Origin of the sequence: Diaphorobacter sp. LI3 (genome assembly GCF_022807955.1) — a bacterium.
Classification (GTDB): Bacteria; Pseudomonadota; Gammaproteobacteria; order Burkholderiales; family Burkholderiaceae_C; genus Diaphorobacter; species Diaphorobacter nitroreducens.
On sequence record NZ_CP094346.1, the window covers coordinates 3,676,582 to 3,702,608 of the forward strand.

The window sequence follows — 26,027 nt, forward strand, 5'->3', positions numbered from 1 at the left end:
TCAATAAAAGAGCATCAAGCCTGCTGCGCGATCTGCCGCAGCGCCTGCTCGAACACCTCGACCGGCTGGCCGCCCTGGATCAGGTGGCGGTCGTTGATGATCACCGCCGGCACCGAATGGATGCCGTGGCCCTGGTAGAAGGCCTCGCGCTCGCGCACCGCCTCGGCATATTCCTGGGACGCCAGCACGGCACGGGCGCGCGCCTCGTCCAGCCCCAGCTGCGCCACCAGCCGCAGCAGCACGCCGTGGTCGCCAGGGTTCTCGCCCTGCGTGAAATACGCGGTGAACAGCGCATGCTTGAGCGCGCTCTGCTGCTCCGGCGTGCCCTCTTCCTCCAGCCAGTGCAGCAGGCGGTGCGCATCGAAAGTGTTGTAGATGCGGCCGCGCCGGTCCATGTTGAAGGTAAAGCCCAACTGCGCGCCGCGCGCGGCGATGGCCTCGCGGTTTTGCTGTGATTGCTCCGGCGTGGCGCCGTACTTTTGCTGCAGGTGTTCGCCGATGTCCTGGCCCTCGGGGCCCATCTGCGGGTTCAGCTCGAAGGGCTGAAAGTGCAGATCCAGCGCCACCTCGCCGTCCAGCCGCTTCGCGGCCTGCTCCAGCGCGTGCAGGCCGATGGCGCACCAGGGGCAGGACACGTCGGAGACGAAGTCGATCTTGAGGGAGACGGGTTGGTTCATGGCAAGGGCTCCAGCCGGGGCAAAGCGCCCATGGTAGGGGCGGCGCAATGTCCGCGCCGCTCCCGGGTTTGTTACGCCCCGCTCCCCGCCCCTTCGGCCTGCAGCCATGCGCGCAGCTCGGTCTTGAGCACCTTGCCATAGCTGTTCTTGGGCAGGGCCGGCACCCAGCGGTAGGCCTTGGGTCGCTTGAAGCGCGCGATGTGGTCCAGGCACAAAGCGTCAAGTTCCGCGTCAAGTTCCGCGTCGAGCTCCGCATGCAGCGCGGCATCGTCCACGGCGCCGCCTTCGCCCGCCACCAGGAAGGCCACTACCACCTCGCCCCAGTCGGCATCGTGCTGGCCCACCACGGCCACCTCGCTCACGCGCGGGTGCAGCAGCAGCACCTCCTCCACCTCCCGCGGGTAGATGTTGGAGCCACCCGAGATGATCACGTCCTTGCTGCGGTCGCGCAGGGTCAGGAACCCGTGCGCGTCCAGGCTGCCGACATCGCCCGTGTGCAGCCAGCCGCCGCGCAGCGTCTGCGCAGACGCCTCGGGATTGCGCCAGTAGCCGGCCATCACGGTGTCGCCACGCACCACCACTTCGCCCAGTTCGCCCGTGGGCACGGGCTGGTCGTCGCCATCCACCACCCGCACCTGCACGCACGCATGCGCCACGCCCACCGAGGCGATGCGCTCGGCCCAGCGCGGGTGCGCCGTGTCGGCCAGGTGCTCGCGCGCCAGCGCGGTGATGGTCATGGGGCTTTCGCCCTGGCCATAGATCTGCACGAACTTCTGGCCCATGGTGTCGATGGCGCGGCGCAGGTCGTCCACATACATAGGGCCGCCGCCGTAGACGATGGTCTTGAAGCCGTCCACATTGGCGCCCGTGCGGCGCACATGCTCCACCAGCCGGTGCACCATGGTGGGCGCCGCAAACAGCGACAGGCGGCCCACGTCCGCGGCCAATTGCACCAGCTCGGCCGGATCGAACCCGCCGGACGCGGGCACCACATGGCGCGCGCCGCGCAGCATGTGGGCGTAGTTGTACAAGCCCGCGCCGTGCGACATGGGCGCGGCATAGACCATGGCGTCGCCGGGCTGCACGTCGTCCACGTCGGTGAAGTAGGCCATGGTCATGGCCAGCAGGTTGCGGTGCGTCTGCATCACGCCCTTGGGCCGCCCGGTGGTGCCCGAGGTGTAGAACAGCGAGGCCACGTCGTCGGGGGCGCGCTCCTGCAGCGCCAGCGGCGCACCCTGCGCCGCCTGCTCCCAGGCGGATGCCCCCAACACCTGCACCGCCGCGGCGTCGGCGCCCGCAGCCAGCACCGCATCGTGCAGCGCCGCAGACACGCACACCACGCGCGCGCCGCTGTCGGCAAGCACGTAAGCCAGCTCGCGCGCATGCAGCTTGTAGTTGACGGGCACCGAGATGCCGCCGCACCAGTGGATGGCGTGCAGCGCCTCCAGGTACTGGGGACCATTGGCCGAGAAGATGGCCACGCATTCGCCCGGCTGCACGCCGCAATGCGCGCGCAGGTGTGCGGCCAGCGCGGCCACGCGCGCGGCAAGGGTACGGTAGTCGTGCAGCAGGCATGTGCCGGCCAGCAGCGCGGGCCGCTCGCCATGCACCAGCGCGCTGCGCTGCAACAGGTGGGCAATGTTCATGGGGTTGTCGCGTTGTCTCCTGGTGCGACTATAGGCAAGCGCCGACAGTGCGCACAGTCGCAGAAATACACAAGGGAAATCCCTGGCGGGGATGAGCGCCGACCAACCGATTGCTCCTTTATCAGTAGCACATTGCGCTGGATGGTTAAGCGCTGGGGGCCCTTTTGGCTCACACTACGGGCATGCCATCTGCGCCCTCCGACGACCTGTTTGCCGACGACCCCGCGGAGCCGTCCACGCTGGCGCTGGGCATGCAGGCCATGCTGCTGCGCGGCTTCGCGCTGGCACAGGCACCCCAGTTGCTGGAAGAAGTGCGACAGGTGGTGCGCCAAGCGCCGTGGCGCCACATGCAGACCCCTGGAGGCAAGGCGATGTCGGTAGCCACCACTGGCTGCGGGCCGTTGTCGTGGGTGAGCGACCGGCGCGGTTACCGCTACGCTGCGCTGGACCCGCTGACCGGCAAGCCCTGGCCCGCCCTACCCGCGGACTTCGCGCAGCTGGCACATGCCGCAGCGCAGGAGGCCGGCTTTGCCGCTTTCGTGCCCGACGCCTGCCTGATCAACCGCTACGCCCCCGGCACGCGCCTGTCGCTGCACCAGGACCGCGACGAGCAGGACCTGGCAGCGCCCATCGTGTCCATCTCGCTGGGTCTGCCCGCCACCTTCTTGTGGGGTGGCGCCACACGTGGCGAGCGCGCCTTGCGCGTGCCGCTGCGCCATGGCGACGCGGTGGTATGGGGCGGGGTGGACCGGCTGCGCTTTCACGGCGTGCTGCCGGTGGCGCCGGGCCAGCACCCGGCAACGGGCGAATGCCGCATCAACCTCACGCTGCGCAAGGCCACTTGACGCTACATGTTTGATAGCTGCTTGCGCTTACTGGGCCGCTCTTGTAGCCATTTTTAACGATAATTTCGCAGAACGGCACATTGTCTTACACCGGCGTAAGACGTTCCCCGCACAATGCCCTTTTGCCCTGCGGCAGAGCCCGCTTCCCAAGGACCTTACTTGCGCATCCTCTACGTCGAAGACAACTGCGAACTGCGAGACACCATCGGCCTGCTGATGGAGGGAGAAGGCCGCACCGTCGTCACCTGCGCCACGGCCGAGGAGGCCTTGCAGCGCGATGCGGCCCAGCCGCACGACGTGGTGGTTTCCGACGTGAGCCTGCCCGGCATGAGCGGGCTGGATCTGTGCCGCCACCTGCTGGCAAGCAACCCCCAGCGCTGGGTGGTGCTGTGCTCGGGCTATCCGCTGGAGCACGGGGTGGGCACGCTGGGCCCGCATGTGCGGTCCCTGCTCAAGCCGTTCGAGCTGGAAGAGCTGGAGGAGTTGCTGGACGTGATCGCCAGCCACCTGCAAAGCGCCAGCCCCGCCTGAGGCGGCACGTGCCCGGCGCTGAAGGCCCGGCATCCCCCCGCCCCCGTCCTGTCAAGCCGCCACCGCGCGCCGCGGCAGCTTCACCGTGAAGCAGGTGCGCCCCGCCTGCGAGGCGGCGTCGATTGTCCCGCCATGGGCCTGCACGATCTGGTGCACGATGAACAACCCCAGCCCCAATCCCTGGTGTTGACCGGCCCGGTTGCGCCGGCCCGTAAATGGCGCGAACAGCCGGGGCAGCAGTTCGGCGTCAATCCCGCCGCCATTGCTCACGCGCAGCACCACGATATCGGCGGCGGCGCCGTCCAGTGACAACTCCACCGGCTGGTCGGGCGTGCCGTGGTGCATGGCGTTGCCCAGCAGGTTCGCCAGCATCTGGCCCAGGCGCTCTTCGTCCCACTCGCCGCGCAGATCCCCTTGCTGCTCAAGCCGCAGGTGGCGCTCGGGGTGGCCGGCACGGACTTCCTGCACCACGCGCTGCGCCTGCGGCCCCAGGTCCATGGGTGCAGGCTCGATGGCCAGCCCGCCATGCTGGCGGGCGCGCGTCACATCCAACAGGTCCTCGATCATGCGGCCCATGCGCCGCCCGGCCTGCTGCACGTTGCACGCCAGAGCCTGCACCTTGGCGGGCTCGGGAGCGCGCTGCAGCACACTGGCCACGGCCATGATGGCGCTGAGCGGGCTGCGCAGATCGTGGCTGAGCACGGCCATGAACATCTCGTTGATGTACAACGCCTCGGTGCGCTCCTGCAGCTCGCGCGCCAGTGCATGCCGCTGGCGCTGCAGGTCGAAGAACACCCGGGCCTTGTTGACCAGCATGTGGGGGTCGACGGGTTTGTAGAGGAAGTCCACCGCACCTTTTTCGTAGCCGCGGAACTGCCAGCCCTGGTCCCGCGAGCCGGCGGTGATGAAGATCAGCGGGATGTGCCGCGTGCGCTCGCTGCCGCGGATCAACTCCGCCAGTTCGAAACCGTTCATCTCGGGCATTTGCACGTCCAGCAGCGCCAGCGCCACGTCGTTGTGGGCCAGCAGCAGTTCCAGCGCCTGGGCGCCGGAGCCGGCCATGAGGATCTCTACGTCCTCATCCTTCAACAGCGCCTGCAATGCGACAAGGTTTTCAGGAACGTCATCCACGATCAGGCATTTCACGCACGCGCCGGTTCGATGACTCGCGGCCTGTGCAGCCGGTGGGGCAAAAATCACGAAAGTCCCTCCTTATGCAAGGTGGTCAACAGCGCGGCGATGCGTGCCGGGGGCAGCACCTGATCGGGTTGGATCAGGGCCAGCGCCGCCTGCGGCATGGCCATGGACGAAGCGCTGTCGGGCGACTGCACCACCGTGGCGCCGCCAGCGGCCTGCACTGCGCGCAAGCCCCGCGCTCCGTCACTGTTCGCGCCCGACAGGAGCACGGCCATGAGCCGCGGCCCATATTCATCGGCGGCGGATTCGAACAACACGTCGATCGACGGGCGCGAAAAATTCAGCGGCGCATCCACGGACAGGCACAGCCTCGGCCCCGAATCCACCAGCAAATGATAGTCAGGCGGCGCGAAATACACCGTGCCCGGCTCCACGGGCTCCTTGTCCTGGGCCTCGCGTACCGGCAGGGCGCAGCGCTGGCGGAAGATGTTGCACAGCAGGCTGGGCCGCTCGCGCGGCAGGTGCAGCACGACCAGCAGGGCCGCATGGAAACCCGCAGGCAGCGCGGGCAGCACCGCGCCCAGCGCTTCGATGCTGCCGGCCGACCCGCCAATGGCAATGGCGTCCAGGCGCACGCGTGGCGAAGCCGCCTGCCTCATGCGTCACCTCTCTTCTGAAAGATGCGCTCGGGCGCCACGAAGTCCTCGAATGCCGGCGCGTGCGAGGAAAAGCGCAGGGATTCCTTGGCCCCCAGGCCCAGGAATCCACGCCGGCACAGCGCCTCGCGGAACAGGCCCAGGGCGCGGTCCTGCAGCGTACGGTCGAAGTAGATCAGCACGTTGCGGCAGGAGATGAGGTGCACCTCGGCAAATACACTGTCGGTCGCCAGACTGTGGTCGGAGAAAACGATATGCCGGCGCAGGCTCTTGTCGAACACCACGCGGCCATAAGCGGCGCTGTAGTGGTCGGACAGCGAGGAACGCCCGCCCGAGCGCGCATGGTTTTCGGTGAAGCCGGGCACGCGCTCAATGTCGTATACGCCCGCCTCGGCACGCTGCAGTGCCGTGCTGTTGATGTCGGTGGCGTAAATCAACGAGCGTTCCAGCAACCCCTCTTCACGCAGCAGGATGGCGAGCGAATACGCCTCCTCTCCCGTGCTGCAGCCCGCGACCCAGATCTTGAGCGAGGGGTAGGTACGCAACAGCGGCACCACCTTTTCGCGCAGCGCGCGAAAGTACTCCGGGTCGCGGAACACATCGCTGACCTGCACGGTGAGGTAGTCCAGCAGCGCAGGAAACACCGCGCGCTCGTGCAGCAGCCGATGCTGCAGTTGGGACAGCGTCTCGCAGTCGAACCGCGTGAGCGCGGCCTGGAGCCGGCGCTTGAGCGACGACTGCGCATACCCGCGGAAGTCGTAGTGGTAGCGCAGGTAAATGGCCTCGATCAGCAGCTGCTGCTCGATCTCTGCGGTCTTGCGTTGGTGCGGCAAGTGTTGGCTCCGATATCGTGGGTCCTCGCGCTGGCGCACGCTCACTTGGGCATCCACACCCTCATCAGCGACAGGAGCTTTTCCACGTCCAGCGGCTTGGCGATGTAATCGTTGGCGCCGGCGGCCAGGCATTTCTCCTGATCGTCCTTCATGGCCTTGGCGGTCAGGGCGATGATGGGCAGACGGCGCCACTCGGGGCGCCGGCGGATTTCCGCCATGGCGGTAAAGCCGTCCATCTCGGGCATCATGATGTCCATCAGCACCAGGTCCACAGTGCTCTCGTCGGCGGCGTTGGCACGTTCCAGCGCCTCCAGGGCCTCGCGTCCGTTGCGCGCGATCTCCACGCGCGCCCCCGTGGGCTCCAGCACGCTGGACAGCGCGAACACGTTGCGCACGTCGTCCTCCACCACCAGGATGGTGCGCCCTTCGAAAGTGGACTCACGGTCGCGCGCCAGCTGCAGCATGCGGCGCCGGTCGTCCGGCAAGGTGGACTCCACCTGGTGCAGGAACAGCGTGACTTCGTCCAGCAGGCGCTCGGGCGAGCGCGCGTCCTTGATGATGATGGACTTGGAGAAGCGGCGCAGCTGCTGTTCCTCGTCGCGCGACAAGTTGCGCCCGGTATAGACGATGACGGGCGGAAAGGACACCTCTTCCTGCTCGGCCATCTGCTGCAGCAGCTCGTACCCGTTCAGGTCGGGCAGGTGCAGGTCCATCACCATGCAATCGAACGTGCTGCCCTTGAGCAGGTCCAATGCCTGCCGCGCGGTAGCGGCGCCCACGATCTCCACGCCGTCGGTTGCCAGCAGGTGGCGCACGCTCTCGCGCTGGCGCGCGTCGTCCTCCACCACCAGCACGCGGCGCATGCTCTGGGTGAACTTGGCCTGCATGTGGCGCAGCGCCTGCTCCAGCTCCTCACGCTTGACGGGTTTGAGCGCATAGCCGATGGCGCCGCGCTCCATGGCCTCCTGCATGTAGTCGGCCACCGAGACCACGTGCACAGGAATATGGCGCGTGGCCGGGTTGCGCTTGAGCTGGTCCAACACGCCCAGGCCGGAGAAATCCGGCAGGTTCATGTCCAGCACCACCGCGCTGGGGCCGTATTCCAGCGCAGCCGCCAGGCCGTCGCTGCCCGTCGAGGCGATGACGCACTGAAAACCCATCTCATGCGCGAGGTCGCAAAGGATGCGCGCAAACCGAGGGTCGTCCTCGATGACCAGGATGGTGTAACGCCCCTGTTCCAACTGCTCCCGGTCATCCGGCACGACGTGCACGGGGACGCATGGTTTTGCCGCCGGGGCCTCTGGCTGGCTCGCATGCGGTGGTTCGGCAGCGCGTCCGGCAGGCGTCGGCGCCACTGGCATCTTTGCCTGGCGCTCGCCTGCATCGCTGACAAGGGGCGCCGTGACGGGCAGGGTCAGCGTGAAGACGCTGCCTTCGCCCTGCGCACTCTGCACCGCGATGCTGCCGCCGAGCAACTGCGCCAGATCCCGGGAGATCGACAGGCCCAAGCCCGTGCCGCCGTATTTGCGATGGGTACTGCCATCGGCCTGGTGGAAGGCATCGAAGATGCGCTCTTGCTGGTCGGGCGCGATGCCGATGCCCGTATCCCGCACAGCAAAGCACAGCGTGTCGTTGTCTCCTGCGAAGACGCGCATAGTCACTTCGCCGCGCGCGGTGAACTTGAGCGCATTGGAAAGCAGGTTTTTGAGAATCTGCGCCAGGCGCTGCGCGTCGGAGGTTATGAATGCCGGCACGCCCGGCTCCACCACCGCGTTGAATTGCAGGCCTTTGTCCTGCGCCTGGGCCCGCAGCGGCTCCATCACGCCCGCCACCACCTTGGCCACCGTCACCGGGCCAATCTCGACCGAGGTCTGCCCCGCCTCGATCTTTGCCAGATCGAGGATGTCGTTGATGAGGTTCAGCAGATCGGTGCCAGCGTTGTGGATGGTCTGCGCATAGCGGACCTGTTCCGCCGTCAGGTTCTGCTGCTTGTTGTCGGCCAGCAGCTTGGCCAGGATCAGGCTGGAATTCAGCGGTGTGCGCAATTCATGGCTCATGTTGGCCAAAAACTCGCTCTTGTACTGACTGGCCTGCGCCAAATCGCGCGCCTTGGCCTCCAGGGCGTCCTGTGCAGTCAGCAGGCGCTGCTTTTGGTACTGCAGCTGCTCGGTCTGCGCTTCCAGCTGGGCGTTGCTGTGCTCCAACTCCGCCTGCTGCGCCTGCATCAGGTTTTGGGACTCCTGCAGCATGCGACTTTGCTGCTCCAGTTCCTCGTTGTTGACGCGCAGCTCTTCCTGCTGCGCCTGCAACTCCTCCGCCTGGCGCTGCGTCTCGTCCAGCAGACTCTCCAGGCGCGAGCGATCCAATGCGCCCCGAACAGCCTGGGCCAACTGCTCCCCGGCGCGCACAAGGAAGTCAACCTCATGCGGAGCGACCGTGCGGAACCACCCCATCTCGACCACCGCGAGCGCTACGCCATTGAGCACGATGGGCATCATCACCAATTCGGCGGGCGTGGCCTGGCCCGTGCCGGAGGTCACCGGCAGATAGCCGCTGGGCACGTGGCGCACATGCTGAAGAGTGCGGCTCTGCAGCGCCTGGCCCAGCAGGCCCTCTCCCGCCCGCACGGCCGCAGGGCCGGTGTCGGGCGCCAGTGCATAGCCGCCCATGCGCTCAAAGATGCCGTGGCCTTGCGTCACGTAGATGGCCCCTACCCTGGCATCCAACTCCGTCGCCAGATAGCCGATGACAGCACCCGCCATGTCATGGATGCGCTGCTCACCTTGCAGCCGCGTGCCCAGCCTTACGAGGTTGCCTTTGATCCAGTTCTCGACCTCGCGGCTGCGGTACTCCGCCATGGTCATCACCGCGGACGCACAGGTCAGCAGCAACAGCACGGCGGCACTGCCCCACGTCAGGTAGGCCGAGATGCCAAACGCTCCTTCCCACACCTCCCGCTGGGCCTGCAGTTGCTGCTGTTCAGTGTTGAGCATCTCGCGCACCAGCGTGCGGGTGGTTTCCATGGTGGCCTGACCGTCGCCGCGCATGGCCTCCAGGGCCTCCTCGCGCCGGCCCTCGCGCTGTAGCGCAACGATGTGCGCAAGTTCGGTCATGCGCTTGGTGGCCAACCCCTGCAATTGGTCGAAGCGCTGCTGCTCCAAGAGACTCCCGCGCGTCATCCCGCGCAGCTTTTCCAGGGCCACCGGCACGGCGGCCTGGGCTACGGTGAACAAGCCCAGCGTCTGCTCCTGCCCCGACAGCAGGTAGCCCCGCTTGGCGGATTCAGCGTCCTTCAAATGCGACCAGACCATCTGGATCTGCGTGATCCGTTCGACCGTCGCGTTGAGATTGTCCACGGCTTTCGCGCGCTCGTCGTTGGACCGGTAGGTGAGCACGGCGATCAACAGGGCGGCAAATGCCGCCAAAGCAAATCCCACCATCAGGCGGACGGGCATGCCCCCTCGAATGGCCGCACGGGGCCGAGCATCGGAACTGGAGACAGTCATGTGTGACGTGGAGTAAACATTGCCGCGCGATGATAGGAGCAACGGGTCCCTTGCTCCTGTAGGGCAACGTCTTCACCGCAGCGTATCCCTCTAGCGATCTTATGTCGCACCTGCCAGCAGGGCCAATCCACCACTGGTCAGCAAGGGTTAGGTAATCGTCCTAAACTCCCACCCTTTCCCGCGTTACGCGCGCCCGGGGAAGCAGCCCCGCAGCGGCAAGCGCCGGCTTCCTACCCCTTCCCTCGGTGATCCGCCGCACTGTGCGTTCTGCAGCGCGCATACGGCCCTTCATTTCACTGCCGCAGGCGGCAACGCGCCAGCGCAGCAAAAGACGGGCAATACCTCGTCTATCGCGCCGGACGGCCGGCGCGTTCCGCAGCCTGTGCTCTCACAGGCCCCCAGGCAAGGGCATGCCCATGCTGGCTCTTGCCGTTGATCTCAAAGGAGTTCCGTGTCCAATAAAGAGCAGTTGATTGAAATGCAAGGCAAGGTAGACGAAGTGCTGCCGGATTCCCGTTTTCGTGTGGTCCTGGAGAACGGACACACCCTCATCGCCTATTCGGGCGGAAAGATGCGCAAGCACCGCATTCGAGTGCTTGCGGGCGACACCGTGTCGCTGGAGATGTCCCCCTACGACCTCACCAAGGGCCGTATCACCTTCCGTCACCTGGAGCCGCGTGCCGGCGGCGCGCCGCGCCGCCCCTCGCCCCATCGCCGCTAGGCCCAGGCCGATTCGGCCAGCGTGGCGATATCGATGACGAAGCGGTATTGCACGTCGCCCTTCAACATGCGTTCATAGGCGGTATTGATCTCATCGGCGCGGATCAACTCGATATCCGCCACGATGCCATGCTCCGCGCAGAAATCGAGCATTTCCTGGGTCTCGGGAATGCCGCCGATCAAGGAGCCAGCCAGCGTGCGCCGCTTCATGATGAGGTTGAACACATTGGGCGACGGATGGGGCGACGCCGGCGCACCCACCAGCGTCATCGCACCGTCGCGCCGCAGCAGGCGAAGGAAGGCATCCAGGTCGTGCGGCGCCGCCACCGTGTTGAGGATGAAGTCGAGACTGTTGGCATGCGCGGCCATCTCCTGCGGATGACGGGAAACCACCACTTCGTGCGCACCTAACGAGAGCGCCGCAGCGCGCTTGGATTCAGAGGTGGTGAATGCCACCACATGCGCCCCCATTGCGTGCGCCAGCTTGATGCCCATGTGGCCCAGCCCGCCGATGCCGACCACACCCACGCGATGCCCCGGACCCACCTTCCAATGGCGCAAGGGCGAGTAGGTGGTAATGCCCGCGCACAGCAGCGGAGCAACCGCGGCCAACTGCCCTTGCGGATGGCGCACCCGCAGCACATAGCGCTCATGTACGACGATCTGTTGCGAGTACCCACCCAGCGTGTGGCCGGGTGCGTCCTCGGTCGGGCCGTTGTAGGTGCCGACCATGTGGCCGCAATAGTTCTCCAGCCCTTCGTCGCAATCCTGGCAATGCCGGCAGCTGTCGACAATGCAGCCCACGCCGACCAGGTCGCCCGCCTGGAACGCCGACACCTGCGCGCCCACGGCCACTACGCGCCCGACGATTTCATGCCCCGGCACGCACGGATACAGCGTGCCCGCCCATTCCGAACGCACCTGGTGCAGGTCGGAATGGCACACACCGCAATAGGCAATGCCAATCTGCACGTCGTGCGCGCCCGGCGCGCGCCGTGCGATCTCCAGGGGCTGCAATGGACGGTCGCTCGCGTGGGCGCCGTAGGCTTTGACGGTCATGGGGTTCTCCTGTGAATGGCTCACGCCCCTGTTGTACAGGTTCGGTCCGATGCGTTTCGGAACAGAATCCTATCGGCACTTCCGGCCTGAGGCAGAGCCTGGCTTCCTCCGGGCGACGCTGGAAGGCAGGGCGTTGCTGGAGTAGAACCGCGTCAACGGCCCCTCAGCCTGGCCATGCCCCCGACCAAGGAGTTGACATGAAGGACACGATGACACCCCCACACCGTGCGGTGGTGAAACGGCTGCTTGCCCACCTCCGCACCGGCCCGGTGGCGTGAAACCGTGACGTCTATGCCAGCCTACTCGGGTTCGGCATCCCACAGCGCTCGCGTCCAAATAGGTCGCCGCTGGACACGCCATGCGTCGTCGTTTGGGCCCGCTGACGATGCAACAAGCCACCACCCAGGCGCTGAAGGCGCCGTTGCCAGGAGCAGACATGAAAACAGCACAACGTGATGTCCTTGTCCAGACGCTGAAAAAGCGGTTCGAGAGCCACATGCACCGGCACCCCACCGTCGCCTGGGCCGATGTCCATGAACGCTTGAATGCCAACAAACTGAAGGCGCTGCAGGACATGGAGGCAACGGGCGGCGAGCCCGACGTCGTCGGCAGTGCCGCCGCGGACGGAACCTACCTTTTCTGCGATTGCACGGCGGAGAGCCCGAGCGGGCGCAGGAGCCTGTGCTACGACGCACAGGCCCTGCATGCCCGCAAGCTGCACAAGCCGCAGAACAGCGCCATCGAAGCGGCCGCGGCCATGGGCGTCACCCTGCTGACAGAGGCGCAGTACCGCGCACTACAGGAGGTAGAGGATTTCGACCAGAAGACTTCGAGTTGGATTTGGACCCCGCCAGACGTGCGCGAGCGCGGTGGCGCGCTTTTTTGCGACAGGCGCTACGGCCGGGTTTTCGTGTACCACAACGGCGCCGAGTCGTACTACGCAGCGCGAGGATTCAGAACGTCGCTGAGCGTCTAGCAGGCCGTTGAAAAATCCCCCGCCGACGCCCGCGTTGGCCGCTACGATCTGAAGCCATCGGTGAACGACCCAGACGAGGACGATGAGAGGCAGTCAAGATTTCCAGGGGGCGATGTTCAGCTACATCAGCCTTGAAGAGCGCGTGCCGCAGGCACACCCGCTGCGCAAGTTGCGCGCGGTGGTTGATGCGCTGCTGGCAACCATGAACCGCGAGTTCGAAGCGGTGTACGCCCGCCGTGGCCGCCCATCGGTGCCACCGGAGATGCTGCTCAAGGCCTTGCTGCTGCAGATCCTGTTCTCCATCCGCAGCGAGCGCCAGTTGGTCGAAGCGATCAACTACAACCTGCTGTACCGCTGGTTCGTGGGCCTGAACATCGAAGACAAGGTCTGGGACCACTCCACTTTCAGCGCCAACCGCGAACGTCTGTTCAACGAAGACCTCGCCCGCGCCTTCTTCGAGCGCGTCAAGCTCAGTGCCCAGTGGGGCAAGCTCGCCAGCGACGAGCACTTCAGCGTGGACGGCACGCTCATTGACGCCTGGGCCTCGCACAAGAGCTTCAAGCGCAAAGACGACGACAGCGGCACGCCGCCTGGGCGCAACCCCGAGGTGGACTTCAAGGGGCAGGAGCGCTGCAACGACACCCACGAGAGCACCACGGACGCCGATGCCCGGCTGTTCAAGAAGAGCCAGGGCGACAAATCCCGCCTGTGCCACATGGGGCACATCCTCATGGAGAACCGCAACGGGCTGATCGTGGATGTCGAGATCACCCACGCCAGCGGCACGGCCGAGCGCGAGGCGGCGCTGGCCATGTTGGAGCGTCGGGGCAACAGGAACAAACGGGCCACGGTCGGTGCCGACAAGGGCTACGACAGCAAGGCCTTCATCAAAGGCTGCAGAAAGCTCAAAGTCACGCCCCACGTGGCGGCCAAGGACAAACACTCGGCGGTGGATGCGCGAGTGACACGGCACGAGGGCTACAAGACCAGCCTGAAGGTGCGCAAGCGCATCGAAGAGGCCTTTGGCTGGATCAAGACCGTCGGTGGTCTGGCAAAGACCAAGCTGATCGGTCAGGCCAAGCTCACGGGCCAGGCGCTGCTGTGCTTTGCCACCTACAACCTTGTGCGAATGGGCAGCATCGGCGGCTGGTGGGACGCGCATCATGCGTGAGCCCAGGGATACGTGCGCCCGAAATGGGCGGGAGGGCCTGCAAACCGGCCAGATGGGCCGTTGCAATCGCTGCGCAGACGCGTCTGGGCAGCTCGTGTCTTCGCACTCAGCGTCCCTGATGCGTTCGAAAAGCACTTTTTCAACGGCCTGCTAGGCCGCGCCGCCACCCGCCGTGCTTCCTCGCCTGTGGCCGAACCCCAGGCGATCCACGCATTACTGACCACGCTGCCGGGCGTTGCCGCAGTGCCCCCACTTCTTGCCTGCCGCCTGCATCAAGCCCTCCGGAGCATTTCGCCCTTCAGAAGCTCGACGAAGGCGCGCGCCGCAGGTGCAATGGCTGTGCCGGGCGGGTACACGGCATAGACGCCTCCTTTGGGCAATGCCCATTCCGGGAGCAGCCGAACCAGCGCTCCACTGCGGATGTCACTCTCCAAGTGAAGCAAACTGCCAACCGAAACGCCTGCGCCATTGAGCAGCAAGGCGCGCAAGGCAACAGCGGAATCGGTGCGCAGCTTGGGCGCCATGCGCACCGTGATGTCCTTTGTCCCGTTCGTGAATGACCATGTGAGGGGCGCCGGCAGCAAGGTCAGCGCGATCCACCGGTGATGCGCCAGGTCCTCGGGAGCCTCCGGACGCGGACAGCGGGCCAGATACTCGGGTGACGCCAGGACCGCCTGCCCAAATTCCCCCAGTTTCGCAACCCGCGCGCTTGAATTGCGCAACCACCCCACACGGATGCTCACGTCGATGCCCTCGCCAACGAGGTCTTGCACCTTGTCACTGACCACAAGTTCCAAACTGACCTCGGGATGGCGGACAGCGAACTCCGCCACCACCGGCGACATGACCTGAACGGCATATTCAACAGGCGCACTGACACGCAAGCGGCCACGCAGACCCGATCCACGCGATCCGGCGTGTTGCAGCACTTGCTCAAGCCCCTGCATGAGAGGCGCGCTTTCTTCGAACAACCGTTGCCCCGCATCGGTGAGCGTAACCGTGCGCGTCGTACGGTGGAACAGGGCCGCGCCCAGCACGTTCTCCAGACGGCGAATCTGAAGACTCACCTGCGGACGCGCAATGTGCAGACGTTCGGCGGCGGCCGTGAAGCTGCGCGCATCGGCGACGGCCAGGAAAGCGCGCAACAGGTTGAGATCGCCCACGGGGGATGGCATGATTGGTTCGAATTAGATACCAGTATTGTTCTTTTTGTCCTCTTTTTCTGACGATGCGGCAAGAGGATCATTGACCCCGCACCCCGAATCCGCGGGTCAAAGAAAGGATCATTCCATGCGTATCGCACTGATCGGTGCCACTGGCTTTATCGGCTCCGCCATCCGCCAAGAGGCGCTCTCGCGCGGTCATCACGTGACCGCCATCGTGTCCAACCCCGCAAGACTCCCCGCCGCGCAGGGCCTTGAGGTTCAGGGCGCAGATGCCCTGGACTCTCAGCAATTGCGCGCGGTTCTCCGTGGGCACGACGTGGTGATCAGCGCATTCAGTGGCCATGCCAACTCCGACGTATATGGCTATTACCTCAAAGGAATGCACTCCATCATCGATGCAGCGCGTGCCACGGGCGTCCGCCTGCTGGTCGTCGGCGGGGCGGGCAGTCTGGAGGTCGAGCCCGGCGTGCAATTGCTCGACACACCGTCGTTCCCTGAACAATGGAAAGCGACGGCCGAGGGTGCCCGAGCAGCCCTGAAACTGCTGCGCGAAACACCCGATGTGGATTGGACGGTGCTGAGCCCCCCGCCCATGATCCACCCGGGAACCCGCACCGGACAGTACCGGACCGCGAACGATGCCGTGATCATGTGCGATAGCGGGCCCAGCGACATCTCGCTGGAGGACTATGCGGTCGCCATGGTGGATGAAGCAGAGCCCGCGAAACACCGCGGCCGGCGCTTCACTGTGGCGCACTGAGAACGAACCAAAAGCCCCGTGCCGGTTCGCGCCCGACCCGGGCCGATCCTCTGCCCCGGCTTTCGCTGCACCAATGAATCACCGATGCCGGCGATAGGCATCGTTGGAATACCACAACCGGGCGGCGGCAACCACCACGCCGCCGGTGTGCTTGGCCTTACTCCACCGTGACGCTCTTGGCCAGGTTACGGGGCTTGTCCACATCCGTTCCGCGCGCGCAGGCCGTGTGGTAGGCCAGGAGTTGCAGCGGCACCACGTGCAGCAGCGGCGACAGGGCGCCGTAGTGCTCTGGCATGCGGATGACGTGCAGACCTTCGCTGCTGTCGATATGGGTATCGGCATCGGCCAACACGTAGAGCACGCCGCCACGGGCGCGCACTTCTTCCATGTTGCTCTTGAGCTTCTCCAGCAGCGCGTCGTTGGGCGCCACGGTCACCACCGGCATGCTGCTGGTGACGAGGGCCAACGGGCCGTGCTTGAGTTCACCCGCAGGGTACGCCTCGGCGTGGATGTAGCTGATCTCCTTGAGCTTGAGGGCACCCTCCAGTGCAATGGGGTAGTGCAGTCCGCGGCCCAGGAACAGGGCGTTCTCCTTCTTCGCGAAGTCCTCGGACCAGCTGATGATCTGCGGCTCCAGCGCCAGCACGGCCTGCAGTGCGGCGGGCAGGTGGCGCATGGCTTTCAGGTAGTTGCCCTCGGCCTCCTCGGTCAGGCGCCCGCGCGACTGCGCCAGCGCCAGGGTCAACAGGAACAGTCCCGCCAGCTGCGCGGTGAAGGCTTTGGTCGACGCCACGCCAATCTCCACGCCGGCGCGGGTGACGTAGGCCAGCTCGCACTCGCGCACCATGGCGCTGGTGGCCACGTTGCAGATGGTGAGCGTGTGGCGCATGCCCAGGCTCTGCGCATGGCGCAGCGCGGCCAGGGTGTCGGCGGTTTCGCCGGATTGGCTGATGGTCACCACCAGCGTGCGCGGGTTGGGCACGCTGGTGCGGTAGCGGTATTCGCTGGCCACTTCCACCTGGGTGGGAATGCCCGCGATGCCCTCCAGCCAGTACTTGGCGGTGCAGCCGCTGTAGTAGCTGGTCCCGCAGGCGAGGATGAGCACGGAGTCGATCTCCTTGAACACACGCCAGGCTGCCGCGCCCGGCTGTCCGGGCTGGCCCACGCCGTCGAACAGCTCGGGCACGATGCCCTGCAGGCCGTGCAACGTGTCGGCAATGGCGCGCGGCTGCTCGAAAATTTCCTTTTGCATGTAGTGGCGATAGGGCCCCAGCTCCACCGCACCACTGTGTGCGTGCACGGTGCGCACGGGGCGGCTGCCGGCGTCCAGCGGCTGGCCGTCGGCCGTGGTGATCCAGTAACGGCCCAACTGCAGGTCCACCAGGTCGCCCTCTTCCAGGTACACGATCTGGTCGGTCACACCGGCCAGGGCCATGGCATCACTGGCCAGGAAGTGCTCGCCCTCACCGACACCCAGCACCAGGGGCGAGCCCGCGCGCGCACCCACCACGCGGTGCGGCTCGTCCTTGTGGATCACGGCAATGGCGAACGCGCCGTGCAGCCGCGCAGTCGCCGCGCGCACGGCCTGGAACAGGTCGCCGTCGTACAGGCTGTCCACCAGATGCGCGATGACTTCGGTATCGGTCTGGCTGGAGAACACGTAGCCGCGCGCCTGCAACTCGGCGCGCAACTCCTCGTAGTTCTCGATGATGCCGTTGTGCACCAGCGCGACGCGACCGGGGCGCTCTGCCTGCGCCGGCGCGGCACCGGGTCCGTGGCTGAAGTGGGGATGGGCGTTGTGCACGACGGGGGCGCCGTGCGTGGCCCAGCGGGTGTGGGCGATGCCCGTGGCGCCTTGGAGGTGTTCATGGTTCACCTGCGCCAGCAATTCGGCCACGCGGGCAGTGCTGCGCGCACGGTGCAGGCCACCCGCGGGCATTTCGCCCAGGCTCGCCTCGTGCACGGCGACGCCGCAGGAGTCATAGCCGCGGTACTCCAGCCGCTGCAGGCCTTGCACCAGGATGGGAACGATATTGCGGGTGGATACCGCGCCGACGATGCCGCACATAACTACTGCTCCGATGAAAGAATGGGCGAGATGCTAGGCGGCCTCTCCAGAAATTTTTGATCTGATTTTCATGACATATGAACAAAAATTTCTTCCGTCATAATCTAAGAAATATTTCTTCATAAAACACACTTTGATGGAATCTGATTCCTCGCTGGATGCCGTGGATTTGCAATTGCTGGACCTGCTGCAGCGCGACGCCTCCCTCAGCAACCAAGCTCTGGCAGAACAAGTGCATGTCTCCCCACCCACCTGCCTGCGCCGCGTGCGGCGGCTGCACACCCTAGGCCTGATCGAGCGGCAGGTGGCGCTGTTGCAGCCCGACCGCCTGGCCGCGCTGCAGGGCCACGGGCTGGCTGCGATCGTCGAGGTTGCACTGGACCGCCAGGGTGCCGAGCACCTGGACGCGTTCGAGGCCCGCGCCGTCGCCGAAGACGAGGTCCAGCAATGCTGGCGTGTCTCGCCGGGGCCGGACTTCGTGCTCATCGTGCACACGCGCGACATGCCGGGCTACCTGGCCCTGTCGCAGCGGCTATTCACGCAGGACGCCAATGTGCGCAACGTGAAGGCGTTCTTCTCGGTCCACCGTGCAAAATTTGAAACAAAAGTACCTCTAGCGCTTATCTAGCAAGCGCCAACAGCTATTGAATTTATAGCAATCCTGCACGACCCCTTGACCTTCCGGGACATCGACTCCACTCTGTGAACCTCAAGGCCGCGCCCACTGCGGGCCGGCCATGCATGGAGGGACGCATGGAGTTCAAGGACTACTACCAGATCCTCGGCGTGGCACGCGACGCCACTGCCGCCGACATCAAGAAGGCCTACCGCAAGCTCGCGCGCCGGTACCACCCCGACGTGAGCAAGGAGGCCGATGCCGCGGCCCGCATGGCCGAGGTGAATGAGGCCAACACCGTGTTATCGGACCCGGAGAAGCGCGCCGCCTACGACGCGCTCGGCCGCGAGGCACCGCACCGCGCGGGGCAGGACTTCCGCCCGCCGCCGAACTGGGATGCAGGGTTCGAGTTCACCGGCACGCCCGGCGCCGAGGGCATGGACGCGGCGCAGTTCAGCGACTTTTTCGAGCAGCTCTTCGGCCGCGCCGCCCGCGCCCAGCGCAGCCGGCACGCGGGCCCGTCGGCCCATGATGGAAGCGGCAGAACCTCACCACAGCGCGGGCGCGACCACCACGCCAGCATCGAGCTGGACCTGCGCGATGCCTACCTGGGCGCCGAGCGCACGCTGACGCTGCGCGGTGCGCGGCTGGACGACAGCGGCCACCTGGTCAATGAAGAACGCCAGCTGCAGGTGAACATCCCCAAGGGGGTGCGGGAGGGCCAACTCATCCGCCTGGGCGGCCAGGGCGGCCCGGGCCTGGGCGGCGCGCCCGCGGGCGACCTGTTCCTGGAGGTGCATTTCAAGCCCGACGCACGCTGGCGCGCCGAAGACCGCGACGTGTACCAGTCCGTCACCCTCGCGCCCTGGGAGGCCGAACTGGGCGGCCCCGTCGAGGTGCAGACACCCGGCGGCGCCACCGTGGAAGTGACCGTGCCGCCGCGCTGGAAACCCGGCCGCAAGCTGCGCCTGAAGGAGCGCGGCATTCCCGCCGCCACGCCCGGCGACCTGTACCTGGAACTGCACGTGGCCCTGCCCCCCGCCACCAACGAGGCCCAGCAGCAGGCCTACCGCGCGTTCGCGCAGGCCTTCCCGCAATTTCAGCCCCGCAAGCCCTCTACGCAAGGAGCCTGAGCATGCCCACGCCCCCATTTGTTGATCATGCCCTGGCCGAGCTGCTGGACGAGCAGCCCCGCCTCACACTGGAAGACCTGGCGCGCACCTGCTGCATGGGCCCCGACTGGGTCGTGGAGCGCCTGGAGGCCGGCTTGCTGCAAGGCGAGCAGGCAGGCGGGCACTGGCGGTTCAGCAGCGCGAGCGTGGTGCGCGCGCGGCGGCTGGCACGCCTGGAATCCACTTTTGACGCCGACCCCGAGCTGGCCGCACTGACGGCAGACCTGATCGAGGAAGTGACTGCGCTGCGCCAGCGCCTGCGCGAGTTGCAGACGCGCCTGGGCCTGCCTGCGGCGATGCCTTGAGCGCGGCGGCGGGAAGCGCGGCAAGCGCAGGCCGCTACCGCGCCGCAGCCGGCCACTCCAGCGCCACCGTGCAGCCCGCACCGGGCGCCGCGGTGGCCTGGATGTGGGCGCCATGGCGCTGCGCGATCGCCTGGCACAGCGCGAGACCCGCGCCCACGCCCTCGAATTCGGCTTCGCGGTGCATGCGCTGGAACACGCCAAAGAGCTGCTGCGCGCGCGTGCCATCAAAGCCCACGCCGTTGTCCCGCACGGTGATGCGCACACCGCCCTGCGCCGCAGGTTCAGCCTGCACCTGCACATGGGGCTGCGCCACGCCGCGCGAGAACTTCACCGCATTGCCCAGCAGTTGCACCAGCAACTGGGCCAGCAGCTCGGCATCGGCCTGCACGACGGGCAGATCCGGCGCAATGTTCCATGCCGCGCCTTCGGCCGCCGCACCCAAAGCCTGCCGAGCCTCCTGCACAGCCGCGGTCAGCGCAACGGCCCGGGGCCGCAGCGCAGCGCTGCGTGCGCGGGCGATGGCCTGCAGCCCGTCGATCATCTGCGCCATGCGGCGCGCGGACTGCTCCATCGTGGCCAGGAAACCCAGCGCCTCGTCCACCTGCGGCGGCTGCTCCTGCAGTACCTCGCGCACCAGCGCGCCATAAGAGGTGACGTGGCGCAGCGGCGCGCGCAGGTCGTGCGACACGCCCCGTAGAAAGTCCTCCTGCGCCGCCGCCATATCGCTGATCTGCTGGCGCGCCTGGGCCAGTTCGCTGCGCAGCTGCGCCAGCGTGTCCGCCGGTGGAATGCCCTCGCCGGTCATGGCTTCAACCCTTGGCCTGTTTGGTGGGGCGCTTCCAGTTCGCGATGCTCACCTGCCGGCCACGCGCCACGCTCAACACCCCCGGTGGCGTGTCCTTGGTGATGGTGGAGCCGCCACCCACCGTGCCGCCCGCCCCAATGGTGACGGGCGCCACCAGCACGCAGTTGCTGCCGATGTGCACGTCGGCCTCGATCACCGTACGGTGCTTGTTGGCACCGTCGTAATTGGCGGTGATGCTGCCGGCACCGTAGTTCACGCGCTCGCCCACGCTGGCGTCGCCCAGGTAGGCCAGGTGGTTGGCCTTGGCGCCGTCGGCCAGCGTGCTGTTCTTCACCTCGACGAAGTTGCCAATGTGCACCTCGCGCCCCAATTGCGCGCCGGGGCGCAAGCGCGCGAAGGGACCAATCAGTGCGCCTTCGCCCACATGGGCGCCGGCCTTCTCGCCATCGATGTGGGTGAAGGGGTGGACCACCGCGCCCGCGGCGATGGTGGCGTTGCTGATGTGGCAGTAGGCGCCGATGCGCGCGCCCTCGCCCAGTTCCACGCGGCCGGTGAAGATGCAGCCCACATCGATCTCCACATCCTGCGCACAGAGGATTTCGCCGCGCGCGCCGCTGCGCGCATCGTCGCGCAGGTCAAAGCGCGCGGGGTCGGCCAGGCGAACGCCCTGCTCCATGAGTGCCGCTGCCTGGGCGCGCTGGTGCGCGCGCTCCAGCTCGGCCAGTTGCGCGGGGCTGTTCACGCCCGCCACCTGCAGCGCATCGCCAATGCAGTGGGCCGCCACGGGCACGCCGTCCGCCACGGCCATTGACACGATGTCGGTCAGGTAGTACTCGCCCTGCGCGTTGTCGTTGGTCAGACGCGCCAGCCAGCCCGCCAGGCGCTGCGCGGGCACGGCCATGATGCCGCTGTAGACCTCGTCGATGGCGCGCTCGGCATCGTTCGCGTCCTTGTGCTCCACGATGCGCTGCACCGTTCCGCCCTCGCCGCGCACGATGCGGCCGTACCCTGTGGGATCGGGCAGGCGCACGGTGAGCAGCGCAAGGCGCTCGCCCGCCCCGGCCTCGACCAGCGCGCGCAGCGTCGCGGCCTGGGTCAACGGCACGTCGCCCGACAACACCACCACCGTGCCATCGCCCGCCAGCGCGGGCGTGGCCTGCTGCACCGCGTGGCCCGTGCCCAACTGCGGCTCCTGGCGCACGAATTTCAAGTCAAAAGTGCCCTCATGGCCCGCCAATCCTGCGCAAGCAGCTTCTACTTCTGTAGCGCCGTGGCCCGTTACCACCACCACGCGGCGCGCCTGCAGGCTGGCGGCCTGGCCCAGCACATGGTGCAGCAGGGGCCGGCCGGCCAGGCGCTGCAAGACCTTGGGAATGCGGCTTTTCATGCGCGTGCCCTTGCCCGCGGCCATGATGATGATGTCCAGTGCTGTCATGAAGGTGTGGAGAGTGGAAGGTCGTCGTGTCCTGCCAGCCCAGGCCGGCAGCCCTCCGCCATTATCCCGCCGCCCATGCGCAGCCCCTCTGCGGCGCGGCTGCACCACTGCCTCTGTTCGCTCCTAAAAAAATAGCTGCTAGCGCCCGTCATTCGGGCGCTAGCAGCCAGTTTGATGCGATAGCCGGACGATCAGGCGCGGCAGACATCGCCCCGGGGGGCGGCGTGCTGCGGTGACGGTGCGCGCACCGCGGCGGCGCTGCGCCACTGGAACTGCAGCGGCTCGCGGCCCATCGGCTCGACCACGGCGTGCTGGCCGGAGGCCACGCACACGCTCTGGCCCGCGTGCAGCATGAGGTCCCCCGAATCCTCGCGCCAGCCATGGGGGCCGTCGCTCAAGGTCACCCAGGCCAGGCCGCTGACCACGCGCAACTGCATCGGCGCGCGGGGGTGCAGGCTGCGCGCCGCGCCCTGGGGAATGGTGCACAGTTCCGGTGCGGCAACGCCGGCGGGAACGCTGGAGGCTTGCGAATGCAGAACTTGCGAGGTGGTCACGGTCATCTCCTGGTAAACCCTTTGAAGTGACGTCAGTGTGCGACTGCGGCCCGGGCACCGTCCAATGAAAACGGAAGGCCTCATCGATTACGGAACGGCATCAATCACGGTATCACCCCTTCCCCGGAGGACGGCAACCGCCAGCGGTGCACCTGCTGCCTGAGCAGCCTGCTGCGCGATCGATGAAAAAGCGCTAGCATTTTGATTCCCAATGGTCATCAATCTGCCATGAACTCCCCCCTCTTGCCCGCCAGCGCTCCTCCCATCGCGCATCTGCGCACCCGGCCCGTGGCCGTAGGCCATTGGCGCGCATTTCTGGCCGTGGCGCGGCATTTGAACTTCCGCGCCGCGGCCGAGGAACTGGCCCTGACCCAGTCGGCGGTGAGCCGCCAGATCCAGGCGCTGGAGGACGAAGTGGGCGTGCCCCTGTTTCTGCGCCACACACGCGCCGTGGAGCTCACCAGCGCCGGTGGCCAGCTGCAGCGCGCCGTGGCGCCCGCGCTGGAGCGCATGGACGCGGCCGTGCGCCTGGTGCGCCAGACGGCGGGGCGCAAGAGCGTGGCCATCACCACCTGGGCCAGCTTTGCGTCCATGTGGCTGATCCCGCGCATGGAGGAATTCCAGCGCGACAACCCCGACATCGACATCCGCATCGACGCAACCGACACCATCGTGGACCTGGAGACGGCCGACGTGGACCTGGCCCTGCGCTCCAGCGTGCCCGGCACGCAGGCCGCGGGCGCGCAGCGGCTGTTTGGCGAGCAACTGGCGGTGGTGGCCAGCCCCTGGCTCCTCAACAGCATGCCGCCCATCCGCACGCCGGCCGACGTGGCGCAGTTCACGCTCATCGAGGCAGGCGACGCGCACCGCATGCCCTATTTCGAGTGGATCACCTGGCGGCGCTGGTTCGAACTGCACGGCCTGGGGCGGCTGCAGCCCAAGCGCTGGCTGTACTTCAACTACGCGCAGCAGATCGTGCAGGCCGCGCTGGCCGGCCAGGGTCTGGCGCTGGCGCGCATGCCGCTGATCGCGGAAAGCCTCGCCTCGGGCGACCTGCAGGAGGTGCTGCCGGGCCACCGGCTGGACTCTCCGCTGGTGTACTGGCTGGTCGTCGGCCCGCGCAGCGGCCAGCGCCCCGAAATCCAGGCGTTCAGCGCCTGGCTGCTGCTGCAGGCCGAAGCCACGCGCCAAGCCGTCGGCGAAGTGCCGGACACGGATCTGAACGACGACATCTCCTGAGCGCGGCACGGTCGCTCCTCTATTTATAGCGCCTAGCGCTTGATGGGCGGGCGCGCTTGGCTTTTTTGCTCAGGAATGCGTGGCAAACCGCTCACGCAGCCGGGCGCTTCGTCTGACAAAGATCAAGGCCCATGTAAATCCATGCGAATGGCATGGTCTTCCCCTATGGGTTGTCACGCAAAGGTCTGCGACCGTCGGCAGGCTATGCCCCGCCCCCGACAACACCAATAGACAAAAGAGAAGACCCTGTATGCCTTTCATGCCCTGGACCGCGGAACTGGAGCTTGGCCTGCCCGAAATCGACGACCAGCACCGTCAACTGGTCGCGCTGACCAACGCCCTGCACGATGAACTGAGCGCGGCGAGCCCGCGCCGCAGCGCCGTGGGCGAAATTTTGGAAGGCCTGGTGGACTACACGCACAACCACTTCATCGTGGAGGAGGTGCTGTTCCAGCAGCACGACTACGCCGAGACTCCCGCCCATAAGGCCGAGCATGACGGCTTCACGCGCAAGGCCATGGATCTGCTGACGCGCTTTGACGGCGGGCAGGAGGTCACGCTGGAGGCGCTGGAATTCCTCAAGCAATGGCTGGTGCACCACATCTGCAAGGTGGACCGCGCCTACCTGCCGTTCATGCGCGAGGCGCTGCAGGCGCAACGCACCGTCGCCCTGGCCTGAAAGGGCATGGGGTGTTATGCCTCTGATGGCCCAAGCACCCGTATTCCGCCCCCTTGTGCCCAAAACTTAAGCAGTCCCCGCCACATTCCGTGGCTTCACGTCGGTATCGTCTCTGAATGATGTCCACCGTGACCCCTTTGCTTCCAACCCAGCCACCCCGCACCCGCACGCGCACCCCTCCTGCTATCAAGTGGCTCTTGAACGAGAGGGCAGCGCTGGCTGGCGCACAGCAGTCCACTCAGGATGCCATCCCTCGACTGCAGCACCAGGTGGAGCTCGCGCTGGCCAACTTGGCACGCGCGGAGCACGAGCTGGCCGTAGCCGAAAGAGCCCTGGAACTTGGCTCCAAAAAGCTCCAGGCGCTGGACAGCACGTTGGCGCAAGTCAACTCAGCCGTCGACCCGCACGCCGGCGGTGTTATCAAAGCCTGGCAAGGAAAGTATGGCGAAAGAGGGGCTCTGACAAAGCTGCTGCTCGAGTTGCTTCAGAGCGCGGCCCCTTCGCCAATGGCACTTCACCAGATAGTCGACCATGTCGAACTGCACTTCGGAATCCAGCACCCTGAGCCCAAGTCGCGCCAGCGCCTGAGATTCAGCATACGCACTTGTCTACGCCAATTGCAAACAAAGACCGGTGAGGTCGAACCGTTCCGCCCCACCCAGAGCCATCCCCCGGGCTACTGGGTCTACAAAGAACTGGCCTCCATGGACAAGCTGCGGGAGCTTGCTGACAAGGTGAATGAGCAGGAGGCATCATGGCCTTGACCATGACACGCACGCGCACCCAGACGGCGCTCACTCAGTTGGTCGAGACCTTGGCAAGCCTCAAGGGCGAGCTGGCATTTGTCGAAGCGTGGATGGCTGAGGCGGGGGCGCCGGTTGAGCTGGTGGGCCGGCGGGAAGTGCTGTTGGAACAGCACAAGGCTCTCGCGACCACGTTGCAGGTGTTTGACCCAGCGTTGGCCGTGGAGTCTGTGGCGCCGAGCGAAGGATGGGCCCGCAGCCTTGGCCAGATGAGACTGAGCGTCAAGGTAATGAGGGCCCGTTACTTCAATACGCACGGTGGGAAGAAAACTGCGAATTAGCCTGCCGAAGACCAAAACTGCATGTCAAACCAGCCAGCCAATTCATAAACAGCGCCCGAAAAATCTGACTTTTCTTGCTCTGTCAAGGATTGCGCCTTTATGCGCCAGAGCCCAACTCCGTTTGGGTCCTCAAGGCCGGCCGTGTCCATGGTCTTTTCAACCACGTCAAGCCAAGCTTGGACGCTCTCCCGCTCAACCTTGCTTTTTTTGAGGCGATGCTCTTCCAAAGCTTTATGGCACAGATGGAAAGCGTTGGCGATAGCCGCCGCTTCCCCTTCAGAAAAAGGAAGCATTAGAGAGCGGCAAGCTTCGCTGAAGCATTTGGCTTGATATCGGTACACGGTTTGGCAGATGGTTTTGTTGAACACAGGCCGTGTAGTCACTCGC

Annotated in this window: 26 protein-coding genes; 13 read left to right on the top strand and 13 right to left on the bottom strand. The window is 66.2% G+C overall.

Annotated features, from left to right (window positions below):
- Window positions 1–14: 14 nt before the first annotated feature.
- On the bottom strand, window positions 15–677 hold the full coding sequence (locus MRB47_RS17175; protein ID WP_252101290.1) for a DsbA family oxidoreductase: 663 nt from the start codon (window positions 675–677) through the stop codon (window positions 15–17).
- 71 nt (window positions 678–748) lie between these two features.
- Window positions 749–2,323 (bottom strand): AMP-binding protein, encoded by a 1,575-nt coding sequence (locus MRB47_RS17180; protein WP_252101291.1) that lies wholly within the window; start codon window positions 2,321–2,323, stop codon window positions 749–751.
- A gap of 182 nt (window positions 2,324–2,505) precedes the next feature.
- Between MRB47_RS17180 and alkB the strand changes: the two genes are divergently transcribed.
- Window positions 2,506–3,168, top strand: coding sequence for a DNA oxidative demethylase AlkB (alkB, locus tag MRB47_RS17185; RefSeq protein ID WP_252101292.1), 663 nt, complete (start codon window positions 2,506–2,508; stop codon window positions 3,166–3,168).
- 159 nt (window positions 3,169–3,327) lie between these two features.
- Complete coding sequence (locus tag MRB47_RS17190; protein ID WP_012655640.1) at window positions 3,328–3,699, top strand: response regulator; 372 nt, start codon at window positions 3,328–3,330, stop codon at window positions 3,697–3,699.
- A gap of 51 nt (window positions 3,700–3,750) precedes the next feature.
- Here MRB47_RS17190 and MRB47_RS17195 read toward each other — a convergent pair whose 3' ends face one another.
- From MRB47_RS17195 to MRB47_RS17210, 4 genes are read right to left on the bottom strand one after another with little or no spacing between them, the layout of a single operon-like run.
- The gene (locus MRB47_RS17195) at window positions 3,751–4,899 is read right to left on the bottom strand and encodes a hybrid sensor histidine kinase/response regulator (protein WP_252101293.1); all 1,149 of its coding nucleotides are present in this window, start codon (window positions 4,897–4,899) and stop codon (window positions 3,751–3,753) included.
- Window positions 4,896–5,495: a chemotaxis protein CheB gene (locus MRB47_RS17200; RefSeq protein ID WP_088887607.1), complete on the bottom strand. Its 600-nt coding sequence runs from the start codon at window positions 5,493–5,495 to the stop codon at window positions 4,896–4,898. Before MRB47_RS17200 ends, MRB47_RS17195 begins: the two co-directional genes overlap by 4 nt.
- Window positions 5,492–6,325, bottom strand: a complete 834-nt coding sequence (locus MRB47_RS17205; protein WP_011804100.1) for a CheR family methyltransferase — start codon at window positions 6,323–6,325, stop codon at window positions 5,492–5,494. Before MRB47_RS17205 ends, MRB47_RS17200 begins: the two co-directional genes overlap by 4 nt.
- A gap of 41 nt (window positions 6,326–6,366) precedes the next feature.
- A complete protein-coding gene (locus MRB47_RS17210; protein ID WP_252101294.1) occupies window positions 6,367–9,780 on the bottom strand; it encodes a response regulator in 3,414 nt (1,137 codons plus the stop codon).
- A gap of 502 nt (window positions 9,781–10,282) precedes the next feature.
- Here MRB47_RS17210 and infA point away from each other — a divergent pair.
- Window positions 10,283–10,552, top strand: a complete 270-nt coding sequence (gene infA / locus MRB47_RS17215; protein WP_011804098.1) for a translation initiation factor IF-1 — start codon at window positions 10,283–10,285, stop codon at window positions 10,550–10,552.
- On the opposite strand, the gene MRB47_RS17220 is transcribed toward infA, so the two are convergent.
- A complete protein-coding gene (locus MRB47_RS17220; RefSeq protein WP_252101295.1) occupies window positions 10,549–11,610 on the bottom strand; it encodes an NAD(P)-dependent alcohol dehydrogenase in 1,062 nt (353 codons plus the stop codon). The two genes, infA and MRB47_RS17220, sit on opposite strands and share 4 nt — an antisense overlap.
- A gap of 358 nt (window positions 11,611–11,968) precedes the next feature.
- Here MRB47_RS17220 and MRB47_RS17225 point away from each other — a divergent pair, with 358 nt between their 5' ends.
- Both MRB47_RS17225 and MRB47_RS17230 read left to right on the top strand, forming a co-directional pair.
- Window positions 11,969–12,586 (top strand): DUF4256 domain-containing protein, encoded by a 618-nt coding sequence (locus MRB47_RS17225; protein ID WP_252101296.1) that lies wholly within the window; start codon window positions 11,969–11,971, stop codon window positions 12,584–12,586.
- 82 nt (window positions 12,587–12,668) lie between these two features.
- Window positions 12,669–13,757 carry an IS5-like element ISDisp1 family transposase gene (locus tag MRB47_RS17230; protein WP_011803559.1) on the top strand — a complete coding sequence of 363 codons (1,089 nt, stop codon included), beginning with the start codon at window positions 12,669–12,671 and terminating at the stop codon, window positions 13,755–13,757.
- 272 nt (window positions 13,758–14,029) lie between these two features.
- Here MRB47_RS17230 and MRB47_RS17235 read toward each other — a convergent pair whose 3' ends face one another.
- Window positions 14,030–14,932: a LysR family transcriptional regulator gene (locus MRB47_RS17235; protein WP_252101297.1), complete on the bottom strand. Its 903-nt coding sequence runs from the start codon at window positions 14,930–14,932 to the stop codon at window positions 14,030–14,032.
- 115 nt (window positions 14,933–15,047) lie between these two features.
- Between MRB47_RS17235 and MRB47_RS17240 the strand changes: the two genes are divergently transcribed.
- On the top strand, window positions 15,048–15,683 hold the full coding sequence (locus tag MRB47_RS17240) for an NAD(P)-dependent oxidoreductase (protein WP_252101298.1): 636 nt from the start codon (window positions 15,048–15,050) through the stop codon (window positions 15,681–15,683).
- 157 nt (window positions 15,684–15,840) lie between these two features.
- On the opposite strand, the gene glmS is transcribed toward MRB47_RS17240, so the two are convergent.
- Complete coding sequence (glmS, locus tag MRB47_RS17245; RefSeq protein ID WP_252101299.1) at window positions 15,841–17,751, bottom strand: glutamine--fructose-6-phosphate transaminase (isomerizing); 1,911 nt, start codon at window positions 17,749–17,751, stop codon at window positions 15,841–15,843.
- Window positions 17,752–17,887: 136 nt separating this feature from the next.
- Between glmS and MRB47_RS17250 the strand changes: the two genes are divergently transcribed.
- From MRB47_RS17250 to MRB47_RS17260, 3 genes are all read left to right on the top strand, one after another.
- On the top strand, window positions 17,888–18,379 hold the full coding sequence (locus MRB47_RS17250) for an Lrp/AsnC family transcriptional regulator (protein WP_012655630.1): 492 nt from the start codon (window positions 17,888–17,890) through the stop codon (window positions 18,377–18,379).
- 125 nt (window positions 18,380–18,504) lie between these two features.
- Window positions 18,505–19,500: a DnaJ C-terminal domain-containing protein gene (locus tag MRB47_RS17255; RefSeq protein WP_047349101.1), complete on the top strand. Its 996-nt coding sequence runs from the start codon at window positions 18,505–18,507 to the stop codon at window positions 19,498–19,500.
- A gap of 2 nt (window positions 19,501–19,502) precedes the next feature.
- Window positions 19,503–19,844 carry a chaperone modulator CbpM gene (locus MRB47_RS17260; protein ID WP_011804091.1) on the top strand — a complete coding sequence of 114 codons (342 nt, stop codon included), beginning with the start codon at window positions 19,503–19,505 and terminating at the stop codon, window positions 19,842–19,844.
- Between the two features lie 34 nt (window positions 19,845–19,878).
- Here the strand turns inward: MRB47_RS17260 and MRB47_RS17265 are convergent, their stop codons facing one another.
- From MRB47_RS17265 to MRB47_RS17275, 3 genes are all read right to left on the bottom strand, one after another.
- On the bottom strand, window positions 19,879–20,649 hold the full coding sequence (locus MRB47_RS17265) for a sensor histidine kinase (protein ID WP_088887648.1): 771 nt from the start codon (window positions 20,647–20,649) through the stop codon (window positions 19,879–19,881).
- A 4-nt stretch (window positions 20,650–20,653) separates the two neighbouring features.
- Window positions 20,654–22,084, bottom strand: coding sequence for a bifunctional UDP-N-acetylglucosamine diphosphorylase/glucosamine-1-phosphate N-acetyltransferase GlmU (gene glmU / locus MRB47_RS17270; protein ID WP_252101300.1), 1,431 nt, complete (start codon window positions 22,082–22,084; stop codon window positions 20,654–20,656).
- A 191-nt stretch (window positions 22,085–22,275) separates the two neighbouring features.
- A complete protein-coding gene (locus MRB47_RS17275; protein ID WP_252101301.1) occupies window positions 22,276–22,644 on the bottom strand; it encodes a DUF2917 domain-containing protein in 369 nt (122 codons plus the stop codon).
- 222 nt (window positions 22,645–22,866) lie between these two features.
- Here MRB47_RS17275 and MRB47_RS17280 point away from each other — a divergent pair, with 222 nt between their 5' ends.
- The 4 genes from MRB47_RS17280 (at window position 22,867) to MRB47_RS17295 (ending at window position 25,640) form a co-directional block, all read left to right on the top strand.
- Window positions 22,867–23,877, top strand: coding sequence for a LysR substrate-binding domain-containing protein (locus MRB47_RS17280; protein ID WP_011804087.1), 1,011 nt, complete (start codon window positions 22,867–22,869; stop codon window positions 23,875–23,877).
- Between the two features lie 259 nt (window positions 23,878–24,136).
- A complete protein-coding gene (locus MRB47_RS17285) occupies window positions 24,137–24,556 on the top strand; it encodes a bacteriohemerythrin (RefSeq protein WP_252101302.1) in 420 nt (139 codons plus the stop codon).
- Window positions 24,557–24,672: 116 nt separating this feature from the next.
- Window positions 24,673–25,320 carry a hypothetical protein gene (locus MRB47_RS17290; protein ID WP_252101303.1) on the top strand — a complete coding sequence of 216 codons (648 nt, stop codon included), beginning with the start codon at window positions 24,673–24,675 and terminating at the stop codon, window positions 25,318–25,320.
- Window positions 25,311–25,640 (top strand): hypothetical protein, encoded by a 330-nt coding sequence (locus MRB47_RS17295; protein ID WP_252101304.1) that lies wholly within the window; start codon window positions 25,311–25,313, stop codon window positions 25,638–25,640. Before MRB47_RS17290 ends, MRB47_RS17295 begins: the two co-directional genes overlap by 10 nt.
- On the opposite strand, the gene MRB47_RS17300 is transcribed toward MRB47_RS17295, so the two are convergent.
- Window positions 25,637–26,008 (bottom strand): hypothetical protein, encoded by a 372-nt coding sequence (locus MRB47_RS17300; RefSeq protein ID WP_252101305.1) that lies wholly within the window; start codon window positions 26,006–26,008, stop codon window positions 25,637–25,639. The genes MRB47_RS17295 and MRB47_RS17300 overlap by 4 nt on opposite strands.
- Window positions 26,009–26,027: the final 19 nt, after the last annotated feature.

What these genes read in the sequence shown, in the direction of transcription:
- MRB47_RS17255 (WP_047349101.1), top strand. Translation starts at nt 18,505, where the DNA reads ATGGAGTTCAAGGACTACTACCAGATCCTCGGCGTGGCACGCGACGCC.
- MRB47_RS17230 (WP_011803559.1), top strand. Translation starts at nt 12,669, where the DNA reads ATGAGAGGCAGTCAAGATTTCCAGGGGGCGATGTTCAGCTACATCAGC.
- glmS (WP_252101299.1), bottom strand. Translation starts at nt 17,751, where the DNA reads ATGTGCGGCATCGTCGGCGCGGTATCCACCCGCAATATCGTTCCCATC.
- MRB47_RS17200 (WP_088887607.1), bottom strand. Translation starts at nt 5,495, where the DNA reads ATGAGGCAGGCGGCTTCGCCACGCGTGCGCCTGGACGCCATTGCCATT.
- MRB47_RS17265 (WP_088887648.1), bottom strand. Translation starts at nt 20,649, where the DNA reads ATGACCGGCGAGGGCATTCCACCGGCGGACACGCTGGCGCAGCTGCGC.
- MRB47_RS17275 (WP_252101301.1), bottom strand. Translation starts at nt 22,644, where the DNA reads ATGACCGTGACCACCTCGCAAGTTCTGCATTCGCAAGCCTCCAGCGTT.
- MRB47_RS17220 (WP_252101295.1), bottom strand. Translation starts at nt 11,610, where the DNA reads ATGACCGTCAAAGCCTACGGCGCCCACGCGAGCGACCGTCCATTGCAG.
- MRB47_RS17280 (WP_011804087.1), top strand. Translation starts at nt 22,867, where the DNA reads ATGAACTCCCCCCTCTTGCCCGCCAGCGCTCCTCCCATCGCGCATCTG.
- MRB47_RS17180 (WP_252101291.1), bottom strand. Translation starts at nt 2,323, where the DNA reads ATGAACATTGCCCACCTGTTGCAGCGCAGCGCGCTGGTGCATGGCGAG.
- MRB47_RS17295 (WP_252101304.1), top strand. Translation starts at nt 25,311, where the DNA reads ATGGCCTTGACCATGACACGCACGCGCACCCAGACGGCGCTCACTCAG.
- MRB47_RS17290 (WP_252101303.1), top strand. Translation starts at nt 24,673, where the DNA reads ATGATGTCCACCGTGACCCCTTTGCTTCCAACCCAGCCACCCCGCACC.
- MRB47_RS17285 (WP_252101302.1), top strand. Translation starts at nt 24,137, where the DNA reads ATGCCCTGGACCGCGGAACTGGAGCTTGGCCTGCCCGAAATCGACGAC.
- MRB47_RS17240 (WP_252101298.1), top strand. Translation starts at nt 15,048, where the DNA reads ATGCGTATCGCACTGATCGGTGCCACTGGCTTTATCGGCTCCGCCATC.
- alkB (WP_252101292.1), top strand. Translation starts at nt 2,506, where the DNA reads ATGCCATCTGCGCCCTCCGACGACCTGTTTGCCGACGACCCCGCGGAG.
- MRB47_RS17250 (WP_012655630.1), top strand. Translation starts at nt 17,888, where the DNA reads ATGGAATCTGATTCCTCGCTGGATGCCGTGGATTTGCAATTGCTGGAC.
- MRB47_RS17175 (WP_252101290.1), bottom strand. Translation starts at nt 677, where the DNA reads ATGAACCAACCCGTCTCCCTCAAGATCGACTTCGTCTCCGACGTGTCC.
- MRB47_RS17235 (WP_252101297.1), bottom strand. Translation starts at nt 14,932, where the DNA reads ATGCCATCCCCCGTGGGCGATCTCAACCTGTTGCGCGCTTTCCTGGCC.
- glmU (WP_252101300.1), bottom strand. Translation starts at nt 22,084, where the DNA reads ATGACAGCACTGGACATCATCATCATGGCCGCGGGCAAGGGCACGCGC.
- MRB47_RS17225 (WP_252101296.1), top strand. Translation starts at nt 11,969, where the DNA reads ATGCGTCGTCGTTTGGGCCCGCTGACGATGCAACAAGCCACCACCCAG.
- MRB47_RS17210 (WP_252101294.1), bottom strand. Translation starts at nt 9,780, where the DNA reads ATGCCCGTCCGCCTGATGGTGGGATTTGCTTTGGCGGCATTTGCCGCC.
- MRB47_RS17260 (WP_011804091.1), top strand. Translation starts at nt 19,503, where the DNA reads ATGCCCACGCCCCCATTTGTTGATCATGCCCTGGCCGAGCTGCTGGAC.